The organism is Streptomyces sp. BBFR2, assembly GCF_044497305.1.
In the GTDB taxonomy this organism is placed as follows: domain Bacteria; phylum Actinomycetota; class Actinomycetes; order Streptomycetales; family Streptomycetaceae; genus Streptomyces.
Window position 1 is genome coordinate 5,617,519 of record NZ_CP172415.1, and the last position, 24,747, is coordinate 5,642,265.

The 24,747-nt window shown below is 74.3% G+C and carries 19 protein-coding genes; 16 read left to right on the forward strand and 3 right to left on the reverse strand.

Going from position 1 to position 24,747, the window contains the following annotated elements; genetic code table 11:
• Positions 1 to 22: 22 nt before the first annotated feature.
• Entirely contained in the window at positions 23 to 667 is a 645-nt protein-coding gene (locus ACGH2B_RS22895; protein WP_399092991.1) for a LysE family translocator, read from the forward strand.
• Positions 668 to 1,093: 426 nt separating this feature from the next.
• Here the strand turns inward: ACGH2B_RS22895 and ACGH2B_RS22900 are convergent, their stop codons facing one another.
• Both ACGH2B_RS22900 and ACGH2B_RS22905 read right to left on the reverse strand, forming a co-directional pair.
• On the reverse strand, positions 1,094 to 2,725 hold the full coding sequence (locus tag ACGH2B_RS22900) for a PucR family transcriptional regulator (protein ID WP_399092994.1): 1,632 nt from the start codon (positions 2,723 to 2,725) through the stop codon (positions 1,094 to 1,096).
• A 64-nt stretch (positions 2,726 to 2,789) separates the two neighbouring features.
• Positions 2,790 to 3,827 carry a LacI family DNA-binding transcriptional regulator gene (locus ACGH2B_RS22905; protein ID WP_399092996.1) on the reverse strand — a complete coding sequence of 346 codons (1,038 nt, stop codon included), beginning with the start codon at positions 3,825 to 3,827 and terminating at the stop codon, positions 2,790 to 2,792.
• A 135-nt stretch (positions 3,828 to 3,962) separates the two neighbouring features.
• Between ACGH2B_RS22905 and ACGH2B_RS22910 the strand changes: the two genes are divergently transcribed.
• From ACGH2B_RS22910 to ACGH2B_RS22920, 3 genes are all read left to right on the forward strand, one after another.
• Positions 3,963 to 4,901: a glycoside hydrolase family 16 protein gene (locus ACGH2B_RS22910; protein WP_399092999.1), complete on the forward strand. Its 939-nt coding sequence runs from the start codon at positions 3,963 to 3,965 to the stop codon at positions 4,899 to 4,901.
• A gap of 11 nt (positions 4,902 to 4,912) precedes the next feature.
• On the forward strand, positions 4,913 to 6,079 hold the full coding sequence (locus ACGH2B_RS22915) for a beta-1,3-glucanase family protein (protein ID WP_399093002.1): 1,167 nt from the start codon (positions 4,913 to 4,915) through the stop codon (positions 6,077 to 6,079).
• 408 nt (positions 6,080 to 6,487) lie between these two features.
• Complete coding sequence (locus tag ACGH2B_RS22920; RefSeq protein ID WP_399093005.1) at positions 6,488 to 8,026, forward strand: MFS transporter; 1,539 nt, start codon at positions 6,488 to 6,490, stop codon at positions 8,024 to 8,026.
• A gap of 68 nt (positions 8,027 to 8,094) precedes the next feature.
• Here ACGH2B_RS22920 and ACGH2B_RS22925 read toward each other — a convergent pair whose 3' ends face one another.
• Positions 8,095 to 9,900, reverse strand: a complete 1,806-nt coding sequence (locus tag ACGH2B_RS22925; protein WP_399093008.1) for a glycoside hydrolase family 15 protein — start codon at positions 9,898 to 9,900, stop codon at positions 8,095 to 8,097.
• A 415-nt stretch (positions 9,901 to 10,315) separates the two neighbouring features.
• Here ACGH2B_RS22925 and ACGH2B_RS22930 point away from each other — a divergent pair, with 415 nt between their 5' ends.
• The 12 genes from ACGH2B_RS22930 to ACGH2B_RS22985 all read left to right on the forward strand — a co-directional run bounded on the left by ACGH2B_RS22930 (position 10,316) and on the right by ACGH2B_RS22985 (position 24,743).
• The gene (locus tag ACGH2B_RS22930) at positions 10,316 to 11,989 is read left to right on the forward strand and encodes a CTP synthase (RefSeq protein ID WP_399093011.1); all 1,674 of its coding nucleotides are present in this window, start codon (positions 10,316 to 10,318) and stop codon (positions 11,987 to 11,989) included.
• A gap of 94 nt (positions 11,990 to 12,083) precedes the next feature.
• A complete protein-coding gene (locus ACGH2B_RS22935; protein ID WP_399093014.1) occupies positions 12,084 to 12,710 on the forward strand; it encodes an NUDIX domain-containing protein in 627 nt (208 codons plus the stop codon).
• 692 nt (positions 12,711 to 13,402) lie between these two features.
• Positions 13,403 to 15,589: a tetratricopeptide repeat protein gene (locus tag ACGH2B_RS22940; RefSeq protein ID WP_399093017.1), complete on the forward strand. Its 2,187-nt coding sequence runs from the start codon at positions 13,403 to 13,405 to the stop codon at positions 15,587 to 15,589.
• Between the two features lie 166 nt (positions 15,590 to 15,755).
• The gene (ald, locus tag ACGH2B_RS22945) at positions 15,756 to 16,871 is read left to right on the forward strand and encodes an alanine dehydrogenase (protein ID WP_399097245.1); all 1,116 of its coding nucleotides are present in this window, start codon (positions 15,756 to 15,758) and stop codon (positions 16,869 to 16,871) included.
• A 499-nt stretch (positions 16,872 to 17,370) separates the two neighbouring features.
• Positions 17,371 to 18,387, forward strand: coding sequence for a ParA family protein (locus ACGH2B_RS22950; protein WP_399093021.1), 1,017 nt, complete (start codon positions 17,371 to 17,373; stop codon positions 18,385 to 18,387).
• A complete protein-coding gene (locus ACGH2B_RS22955; RefSeq protein WP_399097248.1) occupies positions 18,384 to 18,902 on the forward strand; it encodes a hypothetical protein in 519 nt (172 codons plus the stop codon). The genes ACGH2B_RS22950 and ACGH2B_RS22955 overlap by 4 nt, the downstream gene beginning before the upstream one ends.
• A gap of 116 nt (positions 18,903 to 19,018) precedes the next feature.
• On the forward strand, positions 19,019 to 20,326 hold the full coding sequence (locus tag ACGH2B_RS22960) for a segregation/condensation protein A (protein ID WP_399093024.1): 1,308 nt from the start codon (positions 19,019 to 19,021) through the stop codon (positions 20,324 to 20,326).
• A complete protein-coding gene (scpB, locus tag ACGH2B_RS22965; protein WP_399093027.1) occupies positions 20,323 to 21,003 on the forward strand; it encodes an SMC-Scp complex subunit ScpB in 681 nt (226 codons plus the stop codon). The genes ACGH2B_RS22960 and scpB overlap by 4 nt, the downstream gene beginning before the upstream one ends.
• Entirely contained in the window at positions 21,003 to 22,118 is a 1,116-nt protein-coding gene (locus ACGH2B_RS22970) for a pseudouridine synthase (protein ID WP_399093030.1), read from the forward strand. The genes scpB and ACGH2B_RS22970 overlap by 1 nt, the downstream gene beginning before the upstream one ends.
• Positions 22,119 to 22,185: 67 nt before the next feature.
• The gene (locus tag ACGH2B_RS22975; protein ID WP_399093033.1) at positions 22,186 to 23,190 is read left to right on the forward strand and encodes an ADP-ribosylglycohydrolase family protein; all 1,005 of its coding nucleotides are present in this window, start codon (positions 22,186 to 22,188) and stop codon (positions 23,188 to 23,190) included.
• A 108-nt stretch (positions 23,191 to 23,298) separates the two neighbouring features.
• Positions 23,299 to 23,661, forward strand: coding sequence for a chorismate mutase (gene aroH, locus ACGH2B_RS22980; protein WP_399093036.1), 363 nt, complete (start codon positions 23,299 to 23,301; stop codon positions 23,659 to 23,661).
• The gene (locus tag ACGH2B_RS22985) at positions 23,658 to 24,743 is read left to right on the forward strand and encodes a prephenate dehydrogenase (RefSeq protein WP_399093039.1); all 1,086 of its coding nucleotides are present in this window, start codon (positions 23,658 to 23,660) and stop codon (positions 24,741 to 24,743) included. The genes aroH and ACGH2B_RS22985 overlap by 4 nt, the downstream gene beginning before the upstream one ends.
• Positions 24,744 to 24,747: the final 4 nt, after the last annotated feature.

Here is a 24,747-nt window from a genome sequence, read left to right on the forward strand (position 1 = left end):
GGGGCGGAAGGCGGGCGGACGGATGACGGCAGCGATGGCGGGCTTCGCGCTCTTCGCCCTGCTGATGACGGTGGTGCCGGGCCCGGACACCCTGCTGGTCCTGCGCAACTGCCTGCGCGGCGGCCGCCGCTCGGGCGCGGCCACCGCCCTCGGCGCCGCGGCGGGCTCCCTGGCCTGGGCGGTCGCCGCGGCCTTCGGCCTGGCCGCCGCCCTCCAGCGCTGGGACGCGGCCTTCACCGCCGTACGTCTCCTGGGCGCCGGCTATCTCGCGGTGCTGGGCGTCCAGGCGCTGTGGGCGTGCCGCCGCTCCGCCGCGCCGGGGCCCGGCGCTTTTGGGGGGACGGCGCCGGAGGCGGCCGGCACCGCGCTGCGCGGCTTCCGCCAGGGCCTGCTGAGCTGCCTGCTCAACCCCAAGGTCGGGATCTTCTTCGTCGCCGTGGTCCCGCAGTTCCTGCCCCGGGGCCGCTCGGTCCTCGGCGCGACGCTGCTGCTCGGCGCCGTCGACGCGGTGATCGCCGCCGGCTGGCTCCTCCTCGTGGCCCTCGGCGCCGGCCGCCTCTCCGCCTGGCTGCGCCGCCCCCGGATCCACCGCGGCCTGGAGGGCACGACCGGCGGCGTCCTCGTCGCCCTCGGCGTGGGAACGGCACTGGAGACGGCCGCCGGTTGAGCGGGCGCCGGACCGGCCGGGCCTGAACGGAAGCCACCCGGCAGCCCGGCGCGGACCGGCTCCCCGGTCACCGGCCCGGCGGTGCCTGACGCGTCCGGTTCCGGCGGAAGCGGACCGTCACCCGGCGCCCCGCGCGATGCGGGTGTGCCGGACCTGAGCGGATGAGGCCGTCCGGGCACCGGCCCGGCGCTCCGGCCACCCGGCGCGGCCCGCCCCGGGGCCGGGAGGAGGCCACCCGGCCCGGCCGCGGCCCGTCCGCGGGGCCGGACGGAGGCCACCCGTCCGCGGCCCGTCCGCGGCCCGGACGGAGGCCACCCGGCCCCCGACCCCGGGCTTGAACGGAAGCGACCCGCAACCCCGCAGCCCGGCGCGGGACCGGCCGACCGCCCCCGCCCCGCCGGAAGCGGTGATCCGGCGGCCTCGCCCCTACCCCCGCTCCGCGTGCCGCCGCGCCCGCAGGGCGAGCCGTAGCCCCAGGACCGTCTGGGGGTCGTCCAGGTCGGTGCCGAGGAGATGGGCGATGCGGGCCAGGCGGTCGTAGAGGGTCTGGCGGTTGACGTTGAGGGCGCGGGCCGTCTCCGCCTTGCGGCCGGCGCTCGCCAGATACGCCTCCAACGTCGGCAGCAGCGGCTGACGGGCCGCCTTGTCGTGGCTGATCAGCGGGCCGATGGCGCGGGTCACGAAGTCCGCGAGGACCTCCTCGCCGCCGTGCTCGCGCATCCGCCACAGCAGCAGTTCGATGTCCAGGCGCCGCGCGTCGTACCAGGGCTGGTGCGCCAACCCCTGCGCCGCGGCCGCCGCCTGGGCCGCGTGCCGCAGCCCGGGCCCGGCCGCCGCCCACTCGCCCGCCGCGCCGACCACCACCACCGGCCGCGCCGCCGCCGGACGGTCCAGACCGGCCCGCGCCACCCCGGTGTGCAGCGCCTGCGCCACCCGGTCGGCCAGCGCCTCCCGGGCCCGTCCCGCGCGCAGCGCCACCAGCAGCGGCACCCGCCCCTCCACCGGCCGGACGCCCAGCAGCACCGGCACGCCCAGCGCCGTCAACTCCTCGCGCAGCGCCTGCGCCAGCACCGCCCAGCCGCCGTCCGACACCAGCCCGGACGGCAGCCGCATCACCACCGGCAGCACCGGATCGCCGCCCGGCCGGAACCCCAGCAGCCGCGCCTGCCCCGGCGCCTCGGCCGCCGACACCCGGCCCTCCGCGAGATCGGCCAGGAAGTCGCCCCGGCCCCGCGCCGCCAGTACCTCCTCCTGACGGGACTGGAGCATCACCACCGCCAGCAGATCGGCCGCCCGCGCCGCCGCGATCCGGTGCACCGGCACCGCCGGGGAGTTGACCGGCAGCAGCACCAGCCGCGCCCGTACCGCGTCAGGGCCCGGCCCGCCCCCGGGCACGTCGACGCGGACACCGGTCTCCCGCAGCCCTTCCCAGGCCAGCAGCGGATCGGCGTCCGCGGGCCCGTCGCCGCCGCCCTGCGGTCCCGCCGCGTACAGCGGACTGCCGTCGGCCGACTCCAGGCAGAGCGGATTACCGGTGAAGTCGGCGAGCAGCCGCAGCACCTCCGGCGCGCCGCCGCCGCGCAGCAGCGCGTCCGTACAGCGCCGGATGAGGGCGTCGGCGCGGCGCAGCAGTGTGTAGTGGCTGTTGACGATCTCGGTGTGGATCTCCTCGGTGACCGTGACGTACGGGACCTCACGGTGGAGCTGGATCAGGGTCAGACCGCAGTCGCGGGCCGCGTCGACCAGCGCCGCGGGGAGCGTGGTGAAGCGCGCGCCCAGCTCCACCACGAGCGCCGCGATCCGCCGGTCGGCGAGATCGCGGACGAAGGCCCGCTGCTCGGTGGGGCGGGCACCGAGCCCCAGCCCCGTGGTGAGCAGCAGCTCACCGCCCTTGAGCAGCGAGGCGATGTTCGGCACCTCGCCGGCGTGCACCCAGCGCACCGGACCGTCCAGCCCGTCGCCGCCCGCCACCACCTCCGGCAGACCGCGCCGCAGCGCGGGCAGCTCCAGCGCCCTGCGTACGGTGATCTCCGCTTCGATCGTCGTCTCCGGCCCCATGGCACCGACCGTACCCGGCGCGCGTCGTCCCACGTCACGGCGGACGCCGGCGGTCACCGGACCGTCAGCCGGAGGAGGCGCGGACCACCAGCGTGGCCGGGGTGACGACGGACGCCGGGCCCGCGTCCCCGGGGTCGGTGATCTCCCGCAGCAGCATCCGCGCCATCAGCCGCCCCAGCTCCGTCACGTCCTGCCGCACCGTGGTCAGCGGCGGATCGCAGCGGACGGCCGGCTCCAGATCGTCGTAGCCGACCACCGCCACGTCCCGCGGCACCCGCCGCCCCCGCTCCCGCAGGGTGCGCAGCGCCCCGGACGCCATCAGGTCCGAGCAGACGAAGACGGCGTCCAGCTCCGGCGCCGCGTCCAGCAGCCGGGCCATCGCCGCCCGACCGCCGTCCGCGGTGAACCGGCCGTCCGCGACCAGCCGGGGATCGTACGCCCCGGGCGCCAGCGCGTCGCGGTATCCCGCCAGCCGGTCGGCGGCCGAGGTCTGGTCGAGCGGTCCGGTGATGACGGCGACGGTGCGCCGCCCGCGGGCGCGCAGATGCCGTACGGCCTGCCGGGCGCCGTCGCGGTTGTCGGTGTCGACGTACCGCACCCCCGGATCGTCCGCGGCGCCCGCCCAGCCGGGCCGTCCGCCGTAGACCACCGGCAGTCCGGCGCGCACCGCCACCGACGGCAGCGGCGCGTCGTGGTGGAGCGAGAACATCAGCGCGCCGTCGACGTGCCCGGCGGCGAGATAGCGGCCGATCCGCGGCCAGTCCGCGCGGCTCTCCACCAGCAGCAAAAGCGGTTGGGTGTCCGCGGCGGCCAGTTCCCGGCCGATGCCGCGTAGCTGCCGTCCGAAGAACGGGTCGCTGAACACCCGCTCCTCCGGTTCGCCGACGACCACGGCGACCGCGCCGGTGCGCCGGGTGACCAGGGAGCGGGCCGCGCTGTTGGGGACGTACCCCAGCTCGGCCACGGCCCGCGCCACCCGCTCGCGCACCGCGGGCCGGACCCCGGCCCGGCCGTTGACCACCCGCGAGACCGTCGCCCGTGAGACCCCGGCGTGCGCGGCGACCGCCTCCAGTGTGGGCCGTCGGCTGTTCGGATCCGCCACCGTCCAACTCCTTTTTCTCCAGAGCGGGTTGACGCCGCCCCGCCGAGTCGGCAGGGTGCTCCCACGCGTGAGAGCGCTCTCATCGGCGCCCGCGAAGACTCCTCCCGTACCCCCCACCGTGTCGAGGAGAATGACATGATCATGAAAATCAGGATGTGCGTGGCCGCCGCCGCCTGCGCCCTGGCGGCGGCCGTACCCCTCTGGTCCGCCCCGCCCGCCGCCTCCGCCGGAGAGGCGGCCCCCGCCTTCCAGGAGGTCTGGCGCACCGACTTCGACGGCGCGGCCGGATCCCGCCCCTCCGCCGATGACTGGATCACCGACACCGGCACCGGCTACCCCGGCGGGCCCGACCACTGGGGCACCGGCGAGGTCCAGACGTACACCGACGCCCCGGAGAACCTCCAGCTCGACGGCGCCGGACACCTCAAGATCACCGCACTGAAGAAGGACGGCGGCTGGACCTCCGGCCGTATCGAGACCCAGCGCACCGACTTCGCCGCACCCGAGGGCGGCGCCCTGCGCATCGAGGCGCGCATCCAGTTGCCGCAGGTCAGCGGCGGCAAGGCCCTCGGCTACTGGCCCGCCTTCTGGACGCTCGGCGCCGACTTCCGCGACACCGGCAACTGGCCCGCCGTCGGCGAGTTCGACGTCATGGAGAACGTCAACGGCGCCGACACCCTCTGGGGCACCCTGCACTGCGGCGTCACCCCCGGCGGACCCTGCAACGAGACGGATGGCAAGGGGGGTTCGCACCCCTGCACCGGCTGCCGGGACACCTTCCACACCTACGCCCTCGAACTCGACCGCACCGACCCCGCCCACGAGAAGCTGACGTGGTTCCTCGACGGCGTCGCGTACCACACCGTCGCCGCCTCCGAGATGGACGCCGACACCTGGGCCCGCGCCACCCACCACGGCCACTTCGTCCTGCTGAACCTCGCGATGGGCGGCGGCTTCCCGGACGGTGTCGCCGGCCACGCCACCCCCACCGACACCACGGAACCCGGCGCCTCCCTGCTGGTCGACAACGTTGCCATCTCGGTCGCCGCACCTGCCTCCGCCCCCACCCCGTGAAGGAGTCACCCGTGATCAGCCGCCGTACCCTGCTCGGCTCGCTCGCCGCCACCACCGCCGGACTCGCCCTCGCCCCCCGGGCGTTCGCGCAGCCCGCGCCCCTGCTCGGGAACACCGCCGCCGCCGGGATGCCGCTGCATGTCGTCAACAACACCGGCGCGTACGAGAACGCCTCCATCAGCGTCTACATCGTCGGCAACGACGGCACCCAGCAGGTCCGCGTCACCCCCGACGGACAGCTCGCCCCCGTCGCCCTCGGCGACAACGGCCCGGACGGCTTCACCGACTACGCCATCCCGCTCGCCGGCAGCGGCACCACCACGGTGAACCTGCCGCAGATGTCCGGCCGGATCTACGTCGCGCTCGGCGACAAGCTGAAGTTCAAGGCGGTCGAGGACGGCAACGGCAAGGCCGCGCTCGCCTACCCGGCGGGCTGGGTCGAGGGCGACCCCAACTACCCGGTGCTGCACGACTGCGCGGAGTTCACCTACAACTCCGGCGGTATGTACTGCAACACCACCATGGTCGACATGTTCAGCGTGCCGCTGGAGATCAAGCTCAACGGCGCGAAGGAGCAGACCACCGGCACTCTCAAGGACGGCGCCCGCGCCAAGGTCTTCTCCGACGTCAAGGCGGCCGACGGCTTCGGCAAGCTGGTCGTCGGCGACAAGCGCGTCATCGCCCCCGGACACGGCCTGGACAGCGGCCTGTTCGCCGCCGACTATCTCGCCCCCGCCATCGACGAGGCGTGGTCCACGTACGAGGGCAAGGACCTCAAGGTCACCACCAACGCCGGGACCTTCACCGGCCGGGTCTCCGGCGGCAAGTTCACCTTCACCGGCCCCGGCAACGTCTCCTTCGACAAGCCGTCCACCCGCGACGTCCTCTTCTGCGACGGCGCCCTCGCCGCGCCCAACGACGGCACTCTCGGCCCGGTCGCCGCGATCCTCGGCGCCGCCCTCAACCGCTCCATCCTCACCACCGCCGACGCCCAGCCCGGCACCGATCCGGCCGCCTTCTACCAGCAGCAGCTCACCAACCACTACGCCAAGGCCATGCACGAGGCGACCCGCGACGGCAAGGCGTACGGCTTCGCCTTCGACGACGTCGCCGGGTTCGCCTCGTACATCGAGGACGGCGCCCCGAAGGAGATCACCCTGACGCTCACCGCGTTCTGACGGGACGTGGGGCGGCCGCCCCGGTGACCGCCTCCGCGGCGGCGGCCGGGGCGGCCGTTCCGCGGACACCGGGCGGCCACCCTCACCTGTCACCGGTGGCCGCCCTCAGCCGTACACCGAGCGGCCACCGGTCCGCGGGCACACCGGGGGCGGCCCGGCGACCGTCCGCCGCCGCGGCCCCGTCCCGCCCGCCGTGGTCCCGCCCCGCCCGCCGTGGTCCCGCCCCGGCCGGTGGTGCCCCGCCCCGCCCGGCGGCGCACCGTTCCGGCCGGTGGCGCCCCGCCCCGCCCGGCGGCGCACCGTTCCGCCCGGTGGTGCCCCGGCGGCGCACCGTTCCGGCCGTCCGGCCGCCCGCCCTGGCCGGATATCGGTGGGGGTCGCGCCGCCCCCGCTCCTACGCTGGGCCGCATGTCAGGTACCGCACACACGTCCGACGGCCCGGCCGATCGCATACGGTCCGGGCCGCCGCCCGGGCCGGACCGTACGGCTGTCGCCGCCGTCCAGCGGCGCACCGTCCGGGTCCTGATGTCCGCGCAGGTCGTGGCCGGCATCGGCATCGGCTCGACGCTCTCGGCGGGGGCGCTGCTGATCGGTCGGCTCAGCGGCTCGGAGGCGCTCGCCGGGCTCGCCACCACCTCCGCGACGCTCGGCGCCGCCCTCCTCGGCATCCCGCTCGCCGCGCTCTCCCGCTCCCGGGGCCGCCGCGCCGGCCTGGGCGCCGGCTGGCTGATCGCCGCCGCCGGCACCCTGTTCGTCCTGCTCGGCGCGCACCTCGGCCGCCCCGAACCGGTCCTCGCCGGCACCCTCCTGCTGGGCGCGGGCACCGCCGCCAACCTCCAGTCCCGGTACGCCGCCGCCGACCTCGCCGACGACGGCAACCGCGCCCGCTCCCTCTCCCTGGTCGTCTGGTCGACCACCGTCGGCAGCGTCATCGGCCCCAACCTCACCGGTCCGGGCGAGCCCGTCGCCCGCGCGCTGGGTCTGCCCGAGGAGTCCGGGACGTTCCTCTTCTCCGCCGTCGCCTTCACCGGCGGCTGGGCGATCAACCACTTCCTGCTCCGCCCCGACCCGCTCCGCCTCGCCGCCGAACTCACCCGCACGGAGAACGGCGGGACACCGGGCGCACCCGGGGAGCGGGGGGCCGGGCCGGGTGAGCTGGGGAAGCCGGGGGAGCCCGTTCGGGGTGAGCCGGGGGAGCCCGCTCGGGGGGAGCCCGCACCGGCAGCCTCCGCCGCGCCCGCCCCGGGCGCACCGGCCCCGGGCTCACCGGCCGCCCCCGCCGCGCCCGCCCCGGGCTCACCCGCCCCGGGCTCACCCGCCCCGGACGCACCGGCCGCCCCCGCCACCCCGCGCTTCACCGCCCGCTTCGCCGAGGCGCTCCGGGTGGTCCGCGCCGTGCCCGCCGCCCGCCTCGGCCTGGCCACGATCGTCCTGGGCCACGCCGTCATGGTCTCCGTGATGACGATGACGCCGATCCACCTCGCCCACCGCGGCGCGGGCCTGAGCGTCGTCGGCTTCAGCGTCAGCCTCCACATCGCCGGGATGTACGCGCTGTCACCGCTGGTCGGACGGCTCGCCGACCGCCTCGGCCGGATCCCGGTGATCCTCTTGGGCCAGGCGCTCTACCTCGTCACGGCCACCGTCGCCGGACTCGCCGGCACCAGCCACACCGCCACCGTCGGCGCCCTGTTCACCCTCGGCCTGGGCTGGTCCTGCGTCACCATCGCCGGCTCCACCCTCCTCACCGAGTCGCTGCCCACCGCGCAGCGCTCCGAGATCCAGGGCCTCGCCGACACCCTGATGAACCTCGCGGGCGCGGCGGGCGGCGCCGTCGCCGGCGGCCTCGTCGCCCTCATCGGCTACGGCGGCCTCAACGCGGCCGCCGCCCTCCTCACCCTGCCCGTCTTCGCCCTGACCCTGGCCCCCCGCGCCCGCACCGGGAACTGACCACCGGCGCACACGGAAGGGGCCGCCCCACCCGGGACGGCCCCTTCCCCACGTCTGCGCCCCGCGGCTCAGCCGCCGCCGTACGCGCCGCTCGCCGTCAGCCGCAGCGCGGTGTCGATCAGCGGGACGTGGCTGAACGCCTGCGGGAAGTTCCCCACCTGGCGCTGGTTGGCGGAGTCCCACTCCTCGGCGAGCAGCCCCAGATCGTTGCGGAGCGCCAGCAGCCGTTCGAAGAGCGTGCGCGCCTCCTCCACCCGCCCGATCATCGCCAGATCGTCCGCCATCCAGAACGAGCAGGCCAGGAACGCGCCCTCGTCGCCCTCCAGACCGTCCACCCCCGCCTCGTCACCGGAGGTCGGGTAGCGCAGGATGAAACCGTCCTCGGTGGACAGCTCCCGCTGGATCGCCTCGATGGTGCCGATGACGCGCTTGTCGTCCGGCGGCAGGAACCCCATCTGCGGGATGAGCAGCAACGACGCGTCCAGCTCCCGGGAGCCGTAGGACTGCGTGAAGGTGTTGCGCTCCTTGTCGTACCCCTTCTCGCAGACGTCCCGGTGGATCCGGTCGCGCAGCTCCTTCCAGCGCTCCAGCGGCCCCTCGGCGTCGCCCGCCTCGATCAGCTTGATGGTGCGGTCCACCGCGACCCATGTCATGACCTTGGAGTGGACGAAGTGGCGGCGCGGCCCGCGGACCTCCCAGATGCCCTCGTCCGGCTCGCTCCAGTGCTTCTCCACCCAGTCGATCAGCTTCAGTTGCAGCAGCGAGGCGTAGTCGTTCCGGGCCAGCCCCGTCATGTGCGCCAGGTGCAGCGCCTCGATGACCTCGCCGTACACATCGAGCTGGACCTGCCCCGCGGCGCCGTTGCCGACCCGCACCGGCCGGGAGTTCTCGTACCCCGGCAGCCAGCCCAGCTCGTTCTCGCCCAGCTCCCGCTCACCGGCGATGCCGTACATGATCTGGAGGTTCTCCGGGTCCCCGGCGACCGCCCGCAGCAGCCACTCGCGCCAGGCGCGCGCCTCCTCGCGGTAGCCCGTCCGCAGCAGCGACGACAGGGTGATGGCGGCGTCCCGCAGCCAGGTGAAGCGGTAGTCCCAGTTGCGTGAGCCGCCCAGATCCTCCGGCAGCGAGGTGGTCGGCGCGGCCACGATCCCGCCGGTCGGCGCGTACGTCAGCGCCTTCAGCGTGATCAGCGACCGGACCACCGCGTCCCGGTACGGCCCGTGGTACGTGCAGTGCTCGACCCACTCGCGCCAGAACTCCTCGGTGGCGGCGAGCGAACTCTCCGGCTCGGCCAGCGCCGGCGGCTGGTGGTGCGAGGGCTGCCAACTGATCGTGAAGGCGACCCGCTCACCCGGCGCGACGGTGAAGTCGGAGTAGGTGGTCAGCTCCTCGCCGTACGTCTGCGCCGTCGTGTCCAGCCACACCGAGTCCGGACCGGCGACCGCGACCGTCCGCCCGTCGACCTTGTGCACCCACGGCACCACCCAGCCGTACGCGAACCGCATCCGCAGCTCGGAGCGGACCGGGACGGTGCCGCTGACACCCTCGACGATGCGGATGAGCTGCGGCGCGCCGTCGCGCGGCGGCATGAAGTCGATCACCCGGACGGTGCCCTGCGGGGTGTCCCACTCCGATTCCAGGACCAGCGAGTCGCCGCGGTATCGGCGGCGGTCGGCGGGGAGCGGGCGGGTGCCCTCGGAGTGCGCGGGGCCCATCCGCCAGAAGCCGTGCTCCTCGGTGCCCAGCAGCCCGGCGAAGACCGCCGGGGAGTCGAAACGGGGCAGGCAGAGCCAGTCCACCATGCCGTCCCTGCACACGAGTGCGGCGGTTTGCATATCGCCGATGAGTGCGTAGTCCTCGATGCGCCCGGCCACGTGCGTCTCCCGTCGAACTGGAGTCACGCCCCCTCGGGACGTGATGGCTGTCCGTCCTGCCCATGAAACGTTGTCGAGCAGCGGGACCGGAGAACGGGCGGGGGTGGTGCCTCACCGGACGGCTCGTAACGAGTGTCCGAGCAGGATACGACGGCCTCCGGGGCCCCGCGCGACGCCCGCGAACAGGGGTGTCACTCGTTCGGGTGACGTGGGGCGGAGGAGGTGCGGAGGGCGCCGCCGGGCGCGACCATCCCCGGTCGCTGATAGCCTGGTATCCCGTGGACCGGTGGGCCCCACAAATGTCACGGCAGATGTCACGGCACCCCCGAGCCGCAGCGAAGGCACCCCTCGTACAACCGGGGACGGCGCCGCATCGCACCTCTCCACTCGCGACCACGGGAGCCCCCTCTTGGCCATGCCGCCCTCTGCTTCTCGAAAGAACGCAGCCACGACGACCAAGCACATCTTCGTCACCGGGGGCGTCGCCTCCTCGCTCGGCAAGGGCCTGACGGCCTCCAGCCTCGGCGCGCTGCTCAAGGCGCGGGGCCTGCGGGTCACGATGCAGAAGCTCGACCCGTACCTGAACGTCGACCCCGGCACGATGAACCCGTTCCAGCACGGTGAGGTCTTCGTCACCAACGACGGCGCCGAGACCGACCTGGACATCGGCCACTACGAGCGCTTCCTCGACGTCGACCTCGACGGCAGCGCCAACGTCACCACCGGCCAGGTCTACAACACCGTGATCGCCAAGGAGCGCCGCGGCGAGTACCTGGGCGACACCGTGCAGGTCATCCCGCACATCACCAACGAGATCAAGCACCGCATCCGCCGGATGGCGACCGACGACGTCGACGTCGTCATCACCGAGGTCGGCGGCACGGTCGGCGACATCGAGTCGCTGCCGTTCCTGGAGACCGTCCGCCAGGTCCGCCACGAGGTCGGCCGGGACAACGTCTTCGTCGTGCACATCTCGCTGCTGCCCTACATCGGCCCGTCCGGTGAGCTGAAGACCAAGCCGACCCAGCACTCCGTCGCCGCGCTGCGCAACATCGGCATCCAGCCCGACGCGATCGTGCTCCGCGCCGACCGCGAGGTCCCCACCGCCATCAAGCGCAAGATCTCGCTGATGTGCGACGTGGACGACAACGCCGTGGTCGCCGCGATCGACGCCCCGTCGATCTACGACATCCCCAAGGTGCTGCACGCCGAGGGCCTGGACGCCTACGTCGTCCGCAAGCTGGACCTGCCGTTCCGCGACGTCGACTGGACCCAGTGGGCGGACCTGCTGGAGCGCGTCCACAACCCCGACCACGAGGTCAAGGTCGCGCTGGTCGGCAAGTACATCGACCTGCCGGACGCCTACCTCTCGGTCACCGAGGCGCTGCGCGCGGGCGGCTTCGCCAACAAGACCCGCGTGAAGATCAAGTGGGTCACCTCCGACGACTGCAAGACTCCGGCGGGCGCCGCCGAGCAGCTCGGCGACTGCGACGCGGTCTGCATCCCCGGCGGCTTCGGCGACCGCGGTGTGGACGGCAAGGTCGGCGCGATCACCTATGCCCGCGAGCACAAGCTGCCGCTGCTCGGCCTCTGCCTGGGCCTGCAGTGCGTGGTCATCGAGGCGGCCCGCAACCTCGCCGGTATCGAGGGCGCCAACTCCACCGAGTTCGACCCCGCCGCCGCCCACCCGGTCATCTCCACGATGGCCGAGCAGATGGACATCGTCGCCGGTGAGGGCGACATGGGCGGCACGATGCGGCTCGGTATGTACCCGGCCAAGCTCGCCGAGGGCTCGATCGTCCGCGAGACCTACGACGACGCCCCCTACGTCGAGGAGCGCCACCGCCACCGCTACGAGGTCAACAACGCCTACCGCGGTGAGCTGGAGAAGAAGGCCGGTCTGGTCTTCTCCGGCACCTCCCCGGACAACAAGCTCGTCGAGTACGTCGAGTACCCGCGCGAGGTGCACCCCTACCTCGTCGCCACCCAGGCCCACCCGGAGCTGCGCTCCCGCCCGACCCGCCCGCACCCGCTCTTCGCGGGCCTGGTGAAGGCGGCCGTCGCGCAGAAGACGGGCGCCGGGAAGTAAGCATCACCCGGCCGTTACGGTGGAGCCGGGGCAGGGATCTCGTACGAGGTCGCTGCCCCGGTTTCTGCGTTGATGAGGACAATCAGGAGGACGCATGAGGATCGAGGACACCCCCGAGGAGTGGACGGTCACCGCGACCACCACGCCGTTCACCGGGAACAAGACGAGCGTGCGTACCGACGAGGTCGTCATGCCGGACGGCTCCACCGCCCGCCGTGACTACCAGGTCCACCCCGGTTCGGTGGCCGTCCTCGCCCTCGACGACGACGGCCGGGTGCTGGTCCTGCGCCAGTACCGCCACCCGGTGCGCCACAAGCTGTGGGAGATCCCCGCCGGACTGCTGGACGTCCCCGGCGAGAACCCGCTGCACGCCGCCCAGCGCGAGCTGTACGAGGAGGCGCACGTCAAGGCCGACGACTGGCGGGTGCTGACCGACGTCTACACCACGCCGGGCGGCTGCGACGAGGCGGTCCGCGTCTTCCTCGCCCGAGGTCTGGCCGAGGCGGAGGGCGAGCGGTTCGCGGTCTCCGAGGAGGAGACCGACATGGAGCTGGCGCGGATCCCGCTGGACGAGCTGGTACGCGGCGTGCTCGCCGGGGAGCTGCACAACAACTGCCTGGTCGTCGGTGTCCTGTCGCTCGTCGCGGCCCAGCGGGGCCCCGGTCTGGAGACGCTGCGCCCGGCCGACGCGCCCTGGCCGGCCCGCCCCTTCGACGCCTGATCCGCCGCCCGCCCGGCGCCGGTCCGCCGGGCCCGCCACCCTCCCCGGTCGGATGATCCGCTGATCCGGCGGAGTGACCCGAACGCCAATGCCCGCGCGGAGCACGGGGCATGACGGGGTGTGAACTACGCTCGTCAGCGTTCCCGTCCGCGACCGGCGGCGGGCTCGTATGCGCAGGTGGACGCAGGTGGACGGGAGAGTGGCCCGTGACGGACCAGGCGGTGGGCACTGGGCGCCGTCCCCCGGAGACGGCGGGACACGCCGCCCCGGCGGACGGCGGACGGGTGCCGAAGGACGACGGCGACGCGGCGACCGGTCCGCGGTCCGTGACCGTGGCCGCCGGTCCGGAGCCCGCGACCGTGGCCGCTGGGCCCGACGCGCAGGAGGCGCCCGACAGCTCCGACGTGCCCGGGGCGAAGGGCGTTCTCGGGGCGACGGCCGATGCGGTGGCCCCCGCCCCGGTGACCGGGCGGCCTGTGCCCGCCGGGCCGCCGGTCGACGGGGCCCTTCCCGGCATGCCGTCGGCGCCGCCGACCGCCTTGTCGTCGGTGCAGCCGGCCGGGGAGCCCGCCGCTGCTGTACCCGCCATGCCGCCGTCCGCCATGCCGTCCGTGACGTCCGTGCCGCCGTCCGCCATGCCGTCTATGCCGTCCGTGCCGCCGGCCGGGAAGCCCGCCCCCGCTGTACCCGCCATGCCCACCACACCACCGGCCGCCGCTCCCTCCTCCGAGAAGGCCGCGCCGCCGCCCGTCCCGCCCGCCGCGCCCCCGCTCTCCGTGCCCGTGCCCGTGCCCGTGCCCGAGGCCGACTCCATCCCCCGCGCCGTCGTCGTCCCGCCGCGGCCCGCCGGCCCGCCGCGAGGTGCGGCGGGAGCTGTGCCGGCGCGGGGGCTGCTGGGCCGGTCCCGGGAGCTGAAGGCGCTCCGGGCCGATATCGAACGGGCCGGGCTCGACACCCTCTCCGGGCGCAAGAGCCCCCGCAGCCGGGTGCTGCTCATCGCCGGGCGGCCCGGCTGCGGCCGGACCGCGCTCGCCGAGGAGCTGCTGCGCACCTTGTCCGACGGGTATCCGGACGGCGTGTTCCGGGCCCGGCTGTCCGGCCCCGGCGGCGTCCCCGTACCCACCGGTGACGTCGCCCGCGGGCTGCTCACCGCGCTCGGTGCCACCGCACCGGCGGGTTCGGACGACGACGAACCGGCCGAGGCGCTGCGCGCGGCGCTGACGGCCCGCCGCGCGGTCCTCCTCCTCGACGACGCGCCCGGCGCCGAGTACGTCGACCCGCTGCTGCCCGACGCGCCGGACTGCCTGGTCGTCGTGGTGTCCGAGGGCCCGCTCACCGGCATCCCCGACGTCCGGCCGTGCACCCTGGGCGGACTGGACGGGGCCGCCGCGGTCGCGCTGCTGGCCCGGTTCGCGGGGCCGGTACGGATCACCGTGGACCCGCGGTCGGCCGACGCCGTGGTCGAGGAGTGCGGCGGGCAGCCGGCCGCGCTGGTCCTGGCGGGCGGCTGGCTCGCGGCCCGCCCCAAGGCGTCCGTATCGGACCTGCGGACGGCGCTGCGCACGGTGGAGCCGCCGGACGAACTCCCCGTCGGCGAACGCCCGTTGCGCCGCGCCTTCCTGCTGGCCCACGACGCGCTGCCGCCGTCCGTGGCCCGGCTGCTGCGGCTGCTCTCCCTCGCCCCGCCCGGCCTGGTCGACGCGCACACCGCGTCCGCGCTGGCCGGCTCCACCCTGGAGACCGCCGGGACCTCCCTCGCCGATCTGGCCGCGCTCGGGCTGCTGCACCAGGAGCCGGACGAGCCGGAACCGCCGGCCGTACGCCCCGGATCCGGCGGCGCCGACGGCGGCCCCCGCTACCGGCTCCCCGGCTGCCTCGCCACCGCGGCGGCGGAGCTGCTGCGTGTCTACGAGCGTCCGGCCGAGATCCAGTTGGCCCGCGCGCGGATGCTGGAGCGCACCGTCCGGCTGCTCCAGTCCTGCCGGGGGAGCGGGGAGCCGGCCGGATCGCCCGCGCGGGAGCGGGCGGACTCGCTGCCGTACGCGCTGCGCTTCCCCTCCCGCGCGGCGGCCGCCGCCTGGCTGCGCCGCCGCCGCGCCGCCCTGCTGGACGCGGCCCGCCTCGCGGTGTCCGACGGTGAACTCGACACGCTGGACCGGCGGTTGATCGCCACCCTGGTCCGCACACTGATGGCGCACGAGGGCCCGGAGGCTGCCGCCGGTGACCTCTACGCCCTGCACGAGTTGGTCCTGGAGGTCGCCGAACGCCGGGGTCTGGGCCGGGAGAAGGCCGCGGCGCTGCTCAACCTCGCCGATCTGGACGGCGGCGCCGGCCGTACCGAGGCGGCGCTCGCCCGGTACCGCGCCGCCCTGGAGGCGGCCCGTTCCGCGGGCGACACCGTGGCCACCGGCCGCGCCCTGGAATCGCTCGGCGGCACCTACAGCGAGCTGGGGGACTGGCAGCGCGCCGCCGACTGGTACGGCCGCGCCCTGGAGCTGCGGCTGAGCCGGGGCGAGAGCGCGGACGCGGCGCGGCTGCACGGCCGGATCGGCGCGGCGCACGGCCGGGCCGGACGGTGGCCGGAGGCGCTCAAGGAGTGGCGCGCCGCCGCCCGTACCTCCCGCAGGCTCGGTGATCTCGCAGGTCAGGCGCGTGCGACGGCGGAGGTGGCGCGAGTGCAGGAGCGCGCCGGACGGCCCGAGGAGGCGCTGCGGACCTCACTGGAGGCCCTGCACACCGCACGTGGCGCGGATGACATGGGCCTGGAGGCGGGGCTCCAGCTTCGGATTGCGGACCTCCTCGACGGGCTCGGCGACCCGGCAGCCGCACGGCTCCACCGCGCCGCAGGGGAACAACTCCTCCAAGATCATCCCAAGTGACCTACGAAATCGGTGGTGGTCTTGAAAAGAATTAATGCTTTGCAAGGCTAGACAAGAGAGGATCCTTCAATAGACTGGGTTCGCCGCGTCGCTCGCGGTCAGTTCCGTCATGTGTCACATGAGGGATAATTCTCCTGTAAGCACTCTTTCAAGGACCGTGATCGACGTGAAGGTCGGCATCCCCCGCGAGGTCAAGAACAACGAGTTCCGGGTGGCGATCACGCCCGCCGGTGTCCACGAGCTGGTCCGCCACGGCCACCAGGTCGTCATCGAGAAGGACGCCGGTGTCGGCTCCTCCATCCCCGACGAGGAGTACGTGGCCGCCGGCGCGAGCATCCTCGACACCGCCGACGAGGTCTGGGCCACCGCCGACCTGCTCCTGAAGGTCAAGGAGCCGATCGCGGAGGAGTACCACCGCCTCCGCAAGGACCAGACCCTCTTCACGTACCTGCACCTCGCGGCCTCCCGTGAGTGCACCGACGCGCTGCTGGAGTCCGGCACCACCGCCATCGCCTACGAGACCGTCGAGACCGCGGGCCGCGCGCTGCCGCTGCTCGCCCCGATGTCCGAGGTCGCGGGCCGTATCGCCCCGCAGGTCGGCGCCTACCACCTGATGCGCCAGGCCGGTGGCCGCGGTGTGCTGCCCGGCGGTGTCCCCGGCGTCCAGGCGGGTAAGGCGGTCGTCATCGGCGGCGGCGTCTCCGGCTGGAACGCCGTGCAGATCGCCGTGGGCCTCGGCTTCCACGTCACCCTGCTCGACAAGGACATCAACAAGCTCCGCGAGGCCGACAAGATCTTCGGCACCAAGGTGCAGACGATCGTCTCCAACGCCTACGAGCTGGAGAAGGCCGTCGTCGAGGCCGACCTCGTCGTCGGTGCGGTCCTGATCCCCGGTGCCAAGGCCCCCAAGCTCGTCACCAACGAGCTGGTCGCCAAGATGAAGCCCGGAAGTGTCCTTGTCGACATCGCGATCGACCAGGGCGGCTGCTTCGAGGACTCGCACCCCACCACGCACGCCGACCCGACCTTCCAGGTCCACAACTCGGTGTTCTACTGCGTCGCCAACATGCCCGGCGCGGTGCCCAACACCTCCACCTACGCGCTGACCAACGCGACGCTGCCGTACATCGTCTCGCTCGCCAACAACGGCTGGGTCGAGGCGCTGCGCCGCGACGCCGCGCTGGCCAAGGGCCTCAACACCCATGACGGCAAGGTCGTCTACCGCGAGGTGGCCGAGGCGCACGGCCTGGAGTCCGTGGAGCTGAGCGACCTGCTGGGCTGAGCGTCAACTCCGCGTGCCCACGCGGAAGAAACCGGCCGGGTCCCGTCGACGGGGCCCGGCCGGCCGCGTTGGCGGCACGCCCGTACCACGCCCTCGGAGCGGCACCGGCGCGGGGGCGCGCAACTCGCGTCGTACGTAACCCTTGAGGTGATTCGCGCACCCCCGAAGCCTCGTCTGCGCGCGGCTTGCACCCTTGACATGGGCGGGTTTCTTATCCGTCACATCGCGCCGGGTCGGGTGGATTGTGTTGCTGCGGACGCCCGACACGCCATAGAGTCGCCAACCGTCGGCATGGTGTCACGCTGACCTATCGATAAGTTTCCTGGTTACATCCAAGGAGGTACGACGACTTGTGAATGAGTCGACAATTACTCCCGGAGGTGCTCAGCCAGGAGCGGTTGCGCGGGGCCAGGCCCCCTCGGGGCACGAGGCTGTCGGCTCCGCAGCGGTCCGTACCCTCGCAGCCCACCCGAGCACGACCTCGACAGCCCACCAGAGCATGGACGGCCATTACGTGAACGCCACGGCCGGCGACCGGGGCAGTGGAGATTCCACCCGTCTCGCCGACTACGACGACCTGCCCCAGGGGCATTTCTACGATCCGGACGCGGAGTACGAGCCGGACCCCGAGTACGCGGCCACGCTCGCGCCGGACGCTGCCCGTCAGCGCCGCGAGCGCGTCGGCCCGACCGGCCGTCCGCTGCCGTACTTCCCGATCCCGGGACCGCTGTCGGAGCACGGCCCCGCCAAGATCATCGCGATGTGCAACCAGAAGGGCGGGGTCGGCAAGACCACCTCGACCATCAACCTGGGCGCCGCACTTGCCGAGTACGGGCGCCGGGTGCTGCTCGTCGACTTCGATCCGCAGGGCGCCCTGTCGGTCGGCCTCGGCGTCAACCCGATGGAGCTGGACCTGACGGTCTACAACCTGCTCATGGAGCGGGGCATGTCGGCCGACGAGGTGCTGCTCAAGACCGCGGTCCCCAACATGGACCTGCTGCCCAGCAACATCGACCTCTCCGCCGCCGAGGTGCAGTTGGTCAGCGAGGTGGCGCGGGAGTCGACGCTGCAGCGCGCCCTCAAGCCGCTGATGAACGACTACGACTACATCGTCATCGACTGCCAGCCCTCGCTCGGTCTGCTCACCGTGAACGCGCTGACGGCGGCTCACAAGGTCATCGTGCCGCTGGAGTGCGAGTTCTTCGCGCTGCGCGGTGTCGCGCTGCTCACCGAGACGATCGAGAAGGTCCAGGAGCGGCTCAACCCCGACCTGGAGCTGGACGGCATCCTGGCGACGATGTACGACTCCCGCACCGTGCACAGCCGTGAGGTGCTGGCGCGCGTCGTGGAGGCGTTCGACGATCACGTTTACCACACCGTCATCGGCCGTACGGTCCGCTTCCCCGAGACGACCGTCGCGGGCGAGCCGATCACCACGTACGCCTCCAACTCCGTCGGTGCCGCCGCCTACCGTCAGCTCGCCAGGGAGGTGCTCGCCCGGTGTCACGCCGAGTGAGTCTGCCGGGCGCCGACGAGTTGTTCCGCACCACCGGGGGCACGGGCCTGCAGTCCTCACCGCCCCGCCGTACGGCCGAAGCCGGCGACGAGGCGCCCCGGGTGCCGTCGCCGGTCGGTGAGGCCGAGGCGGCGGACGTGCCCGCGGCGCGTACCGCACCGGCCGAGCACGGCGGGCGGGACGCGGAGCAGGAGGGGGCCGGCGGGCACCGCCGGGCGGAGAGCCGGGCGGCCCAGGAGGCCGCCGTCCCTGCCGGACAGGCAGGCCGCCGCCGCGGTGGCCGGGGCGCCAACCGCCGCCCCAGCGGCCGCGAACGCCACGACGAGAAGATCACCGTCTATGTCTCCGCCGAGGAGCTGATGGACCTGGAACACGCCCGGCTGGTGCTCCGCGGTGAGCACGGGCTCGCCGTCGACCGCGGCCGGATCGTCCGCGAGGCGGTCGCCGTCGTCCTCGCCGACCTGGAGTCCCGCGGCGACGCCAGCATCCTGGTGCGGCGGCTGCGCGGTCGTTAGGCCCGGCCCGCCGACGACCGGCGGCCGCCCCGGGCCCCGATAGCCTGCCTCCGCGCGGGCCCGCCGCCCGCGCGCCAGCCAGCCCGCCCGCGGGGCCCGCAGCACCCTGGACCACGATGCCGACGACCCAGCACGACACCGCCTCCCCGCGGCCCCCGCGCCGTCCCCTCGGCCGGGGGGCCACGGACGGCACGGCGGACCCGGAACCGGACCCGGCGGACCCGGGGCGCGCGACCGACGCGGACGGTCCGGACGGGCCCGCGGCGGCGGAGGCACCCGGAGCCGGAGCGCCGGAGCCCGCCGCCCCCGAGGAGGCGCCGGAGCCCGCCGCCCCCGAGGAGGCGCCGGAGGCCGACGCACCCGGGGCTCCGGAAGCGGACGCGGGCGGAAACGCGGACGAGCCGCCCGCCGCCCCCGGTGCTACGGAGCCCACCGGCCCGGTTGCCACGGAGCCCGCCGCCCCCGGTGCTACGGAGCCCACCGGCCCGGTTGCCACGGAGCCCGCCGCCCCCGGTGCTACGGAGCCCGCCGCGCCCGGAAGCACGGACGAGGCGCCCGACGCCCCCGCCGACGGCCGTTTCACCGTCCGGCTGGACAACTTCGAGGGGCCCTTCGACCTCCTCCTGCAACTGATCTCGAAGCACAAGATGGACGTCACCGAGGTCGCGCTCTCGCAGGTCACCGACGAGTTCATGGCGTACATCCGGGCCATGGGCACGGACTGGGACCTCGATCAGACCACCGAGTTCCTGGTCGTCGCCGCCACCTTGCTGGACCTCAAGGCCGCCCGGCTGCTGCCCGTCGCCGCCGTCGAGGACGAGGCGGACCTCGCGCTGCTGGAGGCCCGTGACCTGCTCTTCGCCCGGCTGCTGCAGTACCGCGCGTACAAGCGGATCGCCGACATCTTCGGCGAGCGGCTGGCGGACGAGGCGCGCCGGTACCCCCGGACCGTCGGGCTGGAGCCGGAGCACGCCGAGCTGCTGCCGGAGGTGGTGCTGGGCATCGGCCCCGAGGGGTTCGCCCGGCTCGCCGTCAAGGCGATGCAACCCCGGGCCCGTCCGCAGGTCTACACCGACCACATCCACGCGCCGCTGGTCAGCGTCGCGGAACAGGCCGAGGTGGTGGCGGCGCTGCTGCGCGAGGCGGGGGCACGCACCTTCGCCGAGCTGGTGGCCGACGCCCCCGACACCCTCACCGTCGTGGCGCGCTTCCTGGCGCTCCTGGAGCTGTACCGGGAACGGGCGGTGGCCCTGGACCAGCCGGAGGCCCTGGGGCCGCTGACGGCCCGCTGGACGGGGACCGACGGGGCGGTGCCGCAGGTCACCGACGGATACGAGGGACGGCCCGCCGACGGGCCGGAGGACACGGCGGACGGCACGTCCGGCGGCAGCGAGGACGAGGACGACGAGGAGGAACGCGCGTGAGCGGGCCCGGTGAGGCGTACGACGTCACGGAGCAGGGCGGGCCCGCGCGGCCCGCGGAACCGGTCGGCGCGCCCGTCGTCGCGGAGCTGGAGCTGAAGCCCGCGCTGGAGGCCGTCCTCATGGTCGTCGACGCCCCGGCGACCGAGGAGCACCTGGCCCGGGTGGTGCGGCGGCCCCGCCGCGCGGTCGCGCTCGCGCTGCGCGAACTGGCGGACGAGTACACCCGCCAGGGCCGCGGTTTCGACCTGCGGCTGGTCGCGGGGGGCTGGCGGTTCTACGCCCGCGCCGCGTACGCGGACGCCGTGGAGGGCTTCGTCCTGGACGGGCAGACGGCCCGGCTGACCCAGGCCGCGTTGGAGACTCTGGCCGTGGTCGCGTACCGTCAGCCGGTCAGCCGTTCCCGGGTCTCCGCCGTACGCGGGGTCAACTGTGACGGCGTGATGCGCACCCTCCTCCAGCGCGGGCTCGTGGAGGAGGCGGGGACGGAACCCGAAACAGGTGCGATCCTGTACAGGACGACGACGTACTTTCTGGAGCGGATGGGCCTGCGTGGCCTGGACGAGCTCCCGGAGCTGGCACCGTTCCTCCCGGAGGCGGAGGCGGTCGAGCGCGACTCCCCGGAAGGTATCCCGTCGTTCGAAGTGGACGACAGCGGCGACTCTCAGACGGATCATTGATGCGAAGCAGCGGCAGGAACAGCACGGGCAGCGGCGGCGGTAGGGGCAACTACCGTGGCGCCGGGAACAAGCGCGACGACAAGCAGCAGCGCGCGGGCCGCCCCCGTCCCGAGGAGCGCCGCTACGACGTGGGCGAGTCCGGCGGGCCGGGCGGCGAGGGCCGCGGCCGCGGCGGGGCCCCGAAGAGCGGCGGCGCCCGGGGCGCCGCGGCCCGGGGCGGCGCGAAGGGCGGCCCCCGTACCGGCGCGAAGCAGGGCGGCCCCAAGGGCGGTCCGCAGCGTGGCCGGGGCCAGGCGCCGTCGCGCCCCCGCGAGCTGGACGCCAAGATCGAGGAGCGCAACCGCGCCCGCCACAACAAGCCGCAGGTCAAGACCCCGAAGACGTTCGGCGAGCAGGAGGGCGAGCGGCTGCAGAAGGTGCTGGCCCGCGCCGGTATGGGCTCGCGGCGGGCGTGCGAGGAGCTGATCGAGCAGGCGCGCGTCGAGGTCAACGGCGAGATCGTCCTGGAGCAGGGCGTCCGCGTCGACCCGGAGAAGGACGAGATCAAGGTCGACGGCCTCACCGTCGCGACCCAGTCGTACCTCTTCTTCGCGCTGAACAAGCCCGCCGGGGTGGTCTCCACGATGGAGGACCCGGACGGCCGCCAGTGCCTCGGCGACTACGTCACCAACCGTGAGACGCGCCTCTTCCACGTCGGGCGGCTGGACACCGAGACCGAGGGCATCATCCTGCTCACCAACCACGGTGAGCTGGCCCACCGGCTGACGCACCCGCGCTACGGCGTGCAGAAGACCTACCTCGCCGCGATCCAGGGCCCGCTGCCGCGCGAGATCGGCCGGATGCTCAAGGACGGCATCCAACTGGAGGACGGCTACGCCCGCGCGGACCACTTCCGCGTCGTGCAGCAGACCGGCAAGAACTACCTCGTCGAGGTCACCCTGCACGAGGGCCGCAAGCACATCGTGCGGCGGATGCTGGCCGAGGCGGGTTTCCCCGTCGACAAGCTGGTGCGCACCGCGTTCGGCCCGATCGCGCTGGGCGACCAGAAGTCCGGCTGGCTGCGCCGCCTGACCAACACCGAGGTCGGCATGCTGATGCGCGAGGTCGACCTGTAACGGACGCCGCTTGCCCGTAACGATCACCACCCCTTATTGTCACTGTGACGATTAAGGGGTGGTTTTCATGGGTACCGCGGCGACCGGCGCACTGATGGGGCTCGCACTGGGGGACGCGCTCGGTTATCCGACCGAGTTCCAGGGCGTACCGGCGATCCTGGCCGAACACGGCGACTGGCGCCGGCTGCCGCTGCCGGAGCCCGCGCTCATCACCGACGACACCCAGATGACGCTGGCTCTGGGCCGGGCGCTGGAGCGCGCGCGGCCCGCCGGGCCGCTCACCGCCGCCTTGCTGGAGCCGGCGGCCCGCGCCGAGTACATCGCCTGGTGGCGCTCCCCGGAGAACAACCGCGCCCCCGGCACCACCTGCCTCACCGCCTGCGCCCGGCTCGCCGAGCCGGGTACGCACTGGAGCGAGGCGGCGCCGATCCGCTCCAAGGGGTGCGGCGCCAACATGCGGGTGGCGCCCGTCGCCCTCGTACCGGGCCTTTCCGCGCGGCAGCGCTCCGGCGCCGCGCAGTTCCAGGGCGCCCTCACCCACGGCCACCCCACCGCGCTCGCCGCCTCCGACCTCACCGCGTACGCCGTCCGGGCCCTCGCCGACGGCGCGCATCCGCACGAGCTGACCGCCCTGCTGCGCGCGCACGCCCACGCCTGGCGCACCGTCTACCGGGAGGACTGGCTCGGCGACCTGTGGCGCCGCTCGGGGGACGCCACCCCGCAGCGGTACGCCGCCCGCGGCTGGGACGACTGCCTGGGCGTCCTCGACCGGCTGGACGCCGCGCTGCGCGCCCCGGACCGCGAGGCCGACCCCTGCGCGGCCACCGGCGCCGGCTGGATCGCCGAGGAGGCGCTCGCCACCGCCCTGTACTGCTTCCTGCTCTTCCCCGACGAGCCGGTCGCCGCGGTCCGCCGGGCCGCCGTCAGCTCCGGCGACTCCGACTCCCTCGCCTGCCTGGCCGGGGCGTTCGCCGGGGCCCGGCTCGGCGCCGACGCCTGGCCGAAGGAGTGGACCGACCGCATCGAGCACCGCGACGAACTGCTGGCCCTGGGCGCCGCCTGGGACGTCTGACCGGCGGCGGCCGTCCGCGGACCGGTCGCCGCCGCACGGCTGTCGGTGGTCCTGGCTACCCTTGATCGTGTGCGTGCGGGGTGTGCGCACCGAGGCAGGGAGCAGCAGGTGAGCGTACGAGCGGTCCGCGGGGCCGTCCAGTTGGAGCGGGACGACGCCGAGCACATGCACGAGCGGGTGGGCGACCTCCTCACCGCGCTCCTGGAACGCAACGCGCTGCGGCCGGACGACCTGATCAGCGTGTGGTTCACCGCCACCCCCGACCTGCACAGCGACTTCCCGGCCGCCGCCGCCCGCCGCCTGGGGATCACCGACGTCCCGCTGCTGTGCGCCCAGGAGATGGACGTCCCCGGGGCCATGGAGCGGGTGGTGCGGGTCCTCGCCCACGTCGAGACCGGACTGTCCAAGGCCGGCATCGCGCATGTGTACCTCGGCGCCACCGCGGCGCTGCGAAAGGACATCGCCCAGTGAGATCCGCACTCGTCATCGGCACGGGCCTGATCGGCACCTCCGTCGCGCTCGCCCTCCAGGCCCGCGGGGTCCGGGTCCATCTGGAGGACCACGACCCGGCGCAGGCCCGTACGGCCGCGGCGCTCGGCGCGGGGACCGACACCCCGCCCGCGGGCCCGGTCGATCTCGCCGTCGTCGCGGTACCGCCCGCGCATGTCGCGCAGACCCTCGCCGGGGTGCTCCGCCGCGGCGCCGCCCGCGCCTGCATCGACGTCGCCAGCGTCAAGGGCGGCCCGCGCCGCCAGCTCCAGGAGCTGGGCTGCGACCTCTCCGCCTACCTCGGTACGCACCCGATGGCCGGCCGGGAGCGCTCCGGCCCGCTCGCGGCCACCGCCGACCTCTTCGAGGGGCGGCCCTGGGTCCTGACCCCGTCCCCGGACGGCGACACCGAGGTCCTCAACCTCGCCCTGGAGCTGGTCGCGCTCTGCCGCGCCGTCCCGGTGGTCATGGACGCCGACGCGCACGACCGCGCCGTCGCCCTCGTCTCGCACACCCCGCAACTGGTCTCCAGCCTGGTCGCCGCCCGCCTGAAGGACGCCGACGAGACCGCGGTGCGCCTGTGCGGCCAGGGCATCCGGGACGTCACCCGCATCGCCGCCTCCGAGCCGGCGATGTGGCTCGACATCCTCTCCGCCAACCCCGGCCCGGTCGCCGACATCCTCGCCGAGGTCGCCGCCGATCTGGACGGTACGGTCCGCGCGCTGCGGGGCCTGGAATCCGCGGACGAGCAGAAGCGGACCGGCGGCGCCGAGGGCATAGCGGATGTGCTGCGCCGCGGCAACGCCGGGCGCGAGCGGGTGCCCGGCAAGCACGGCGCCGCCCCCGCCGCGTACGAGGTCGTCGCCGTCCACATCGGTGACCAGCCCGGTGAGCTGGCCCGGATCTTCGCCGACGCGGACCGCGCCGGGGTCAACATCGAGGACGTCCGCATCGAGCACGCCACCGGTCAGCAGGCCGGTTTCATCCAGCTCATGGTGGAGCCGGGCGCGGTGCCGCAGCTCACCGCGGAGCTGCGGGAGCGGGGCTGGTCGATCCGCCGCTGACACC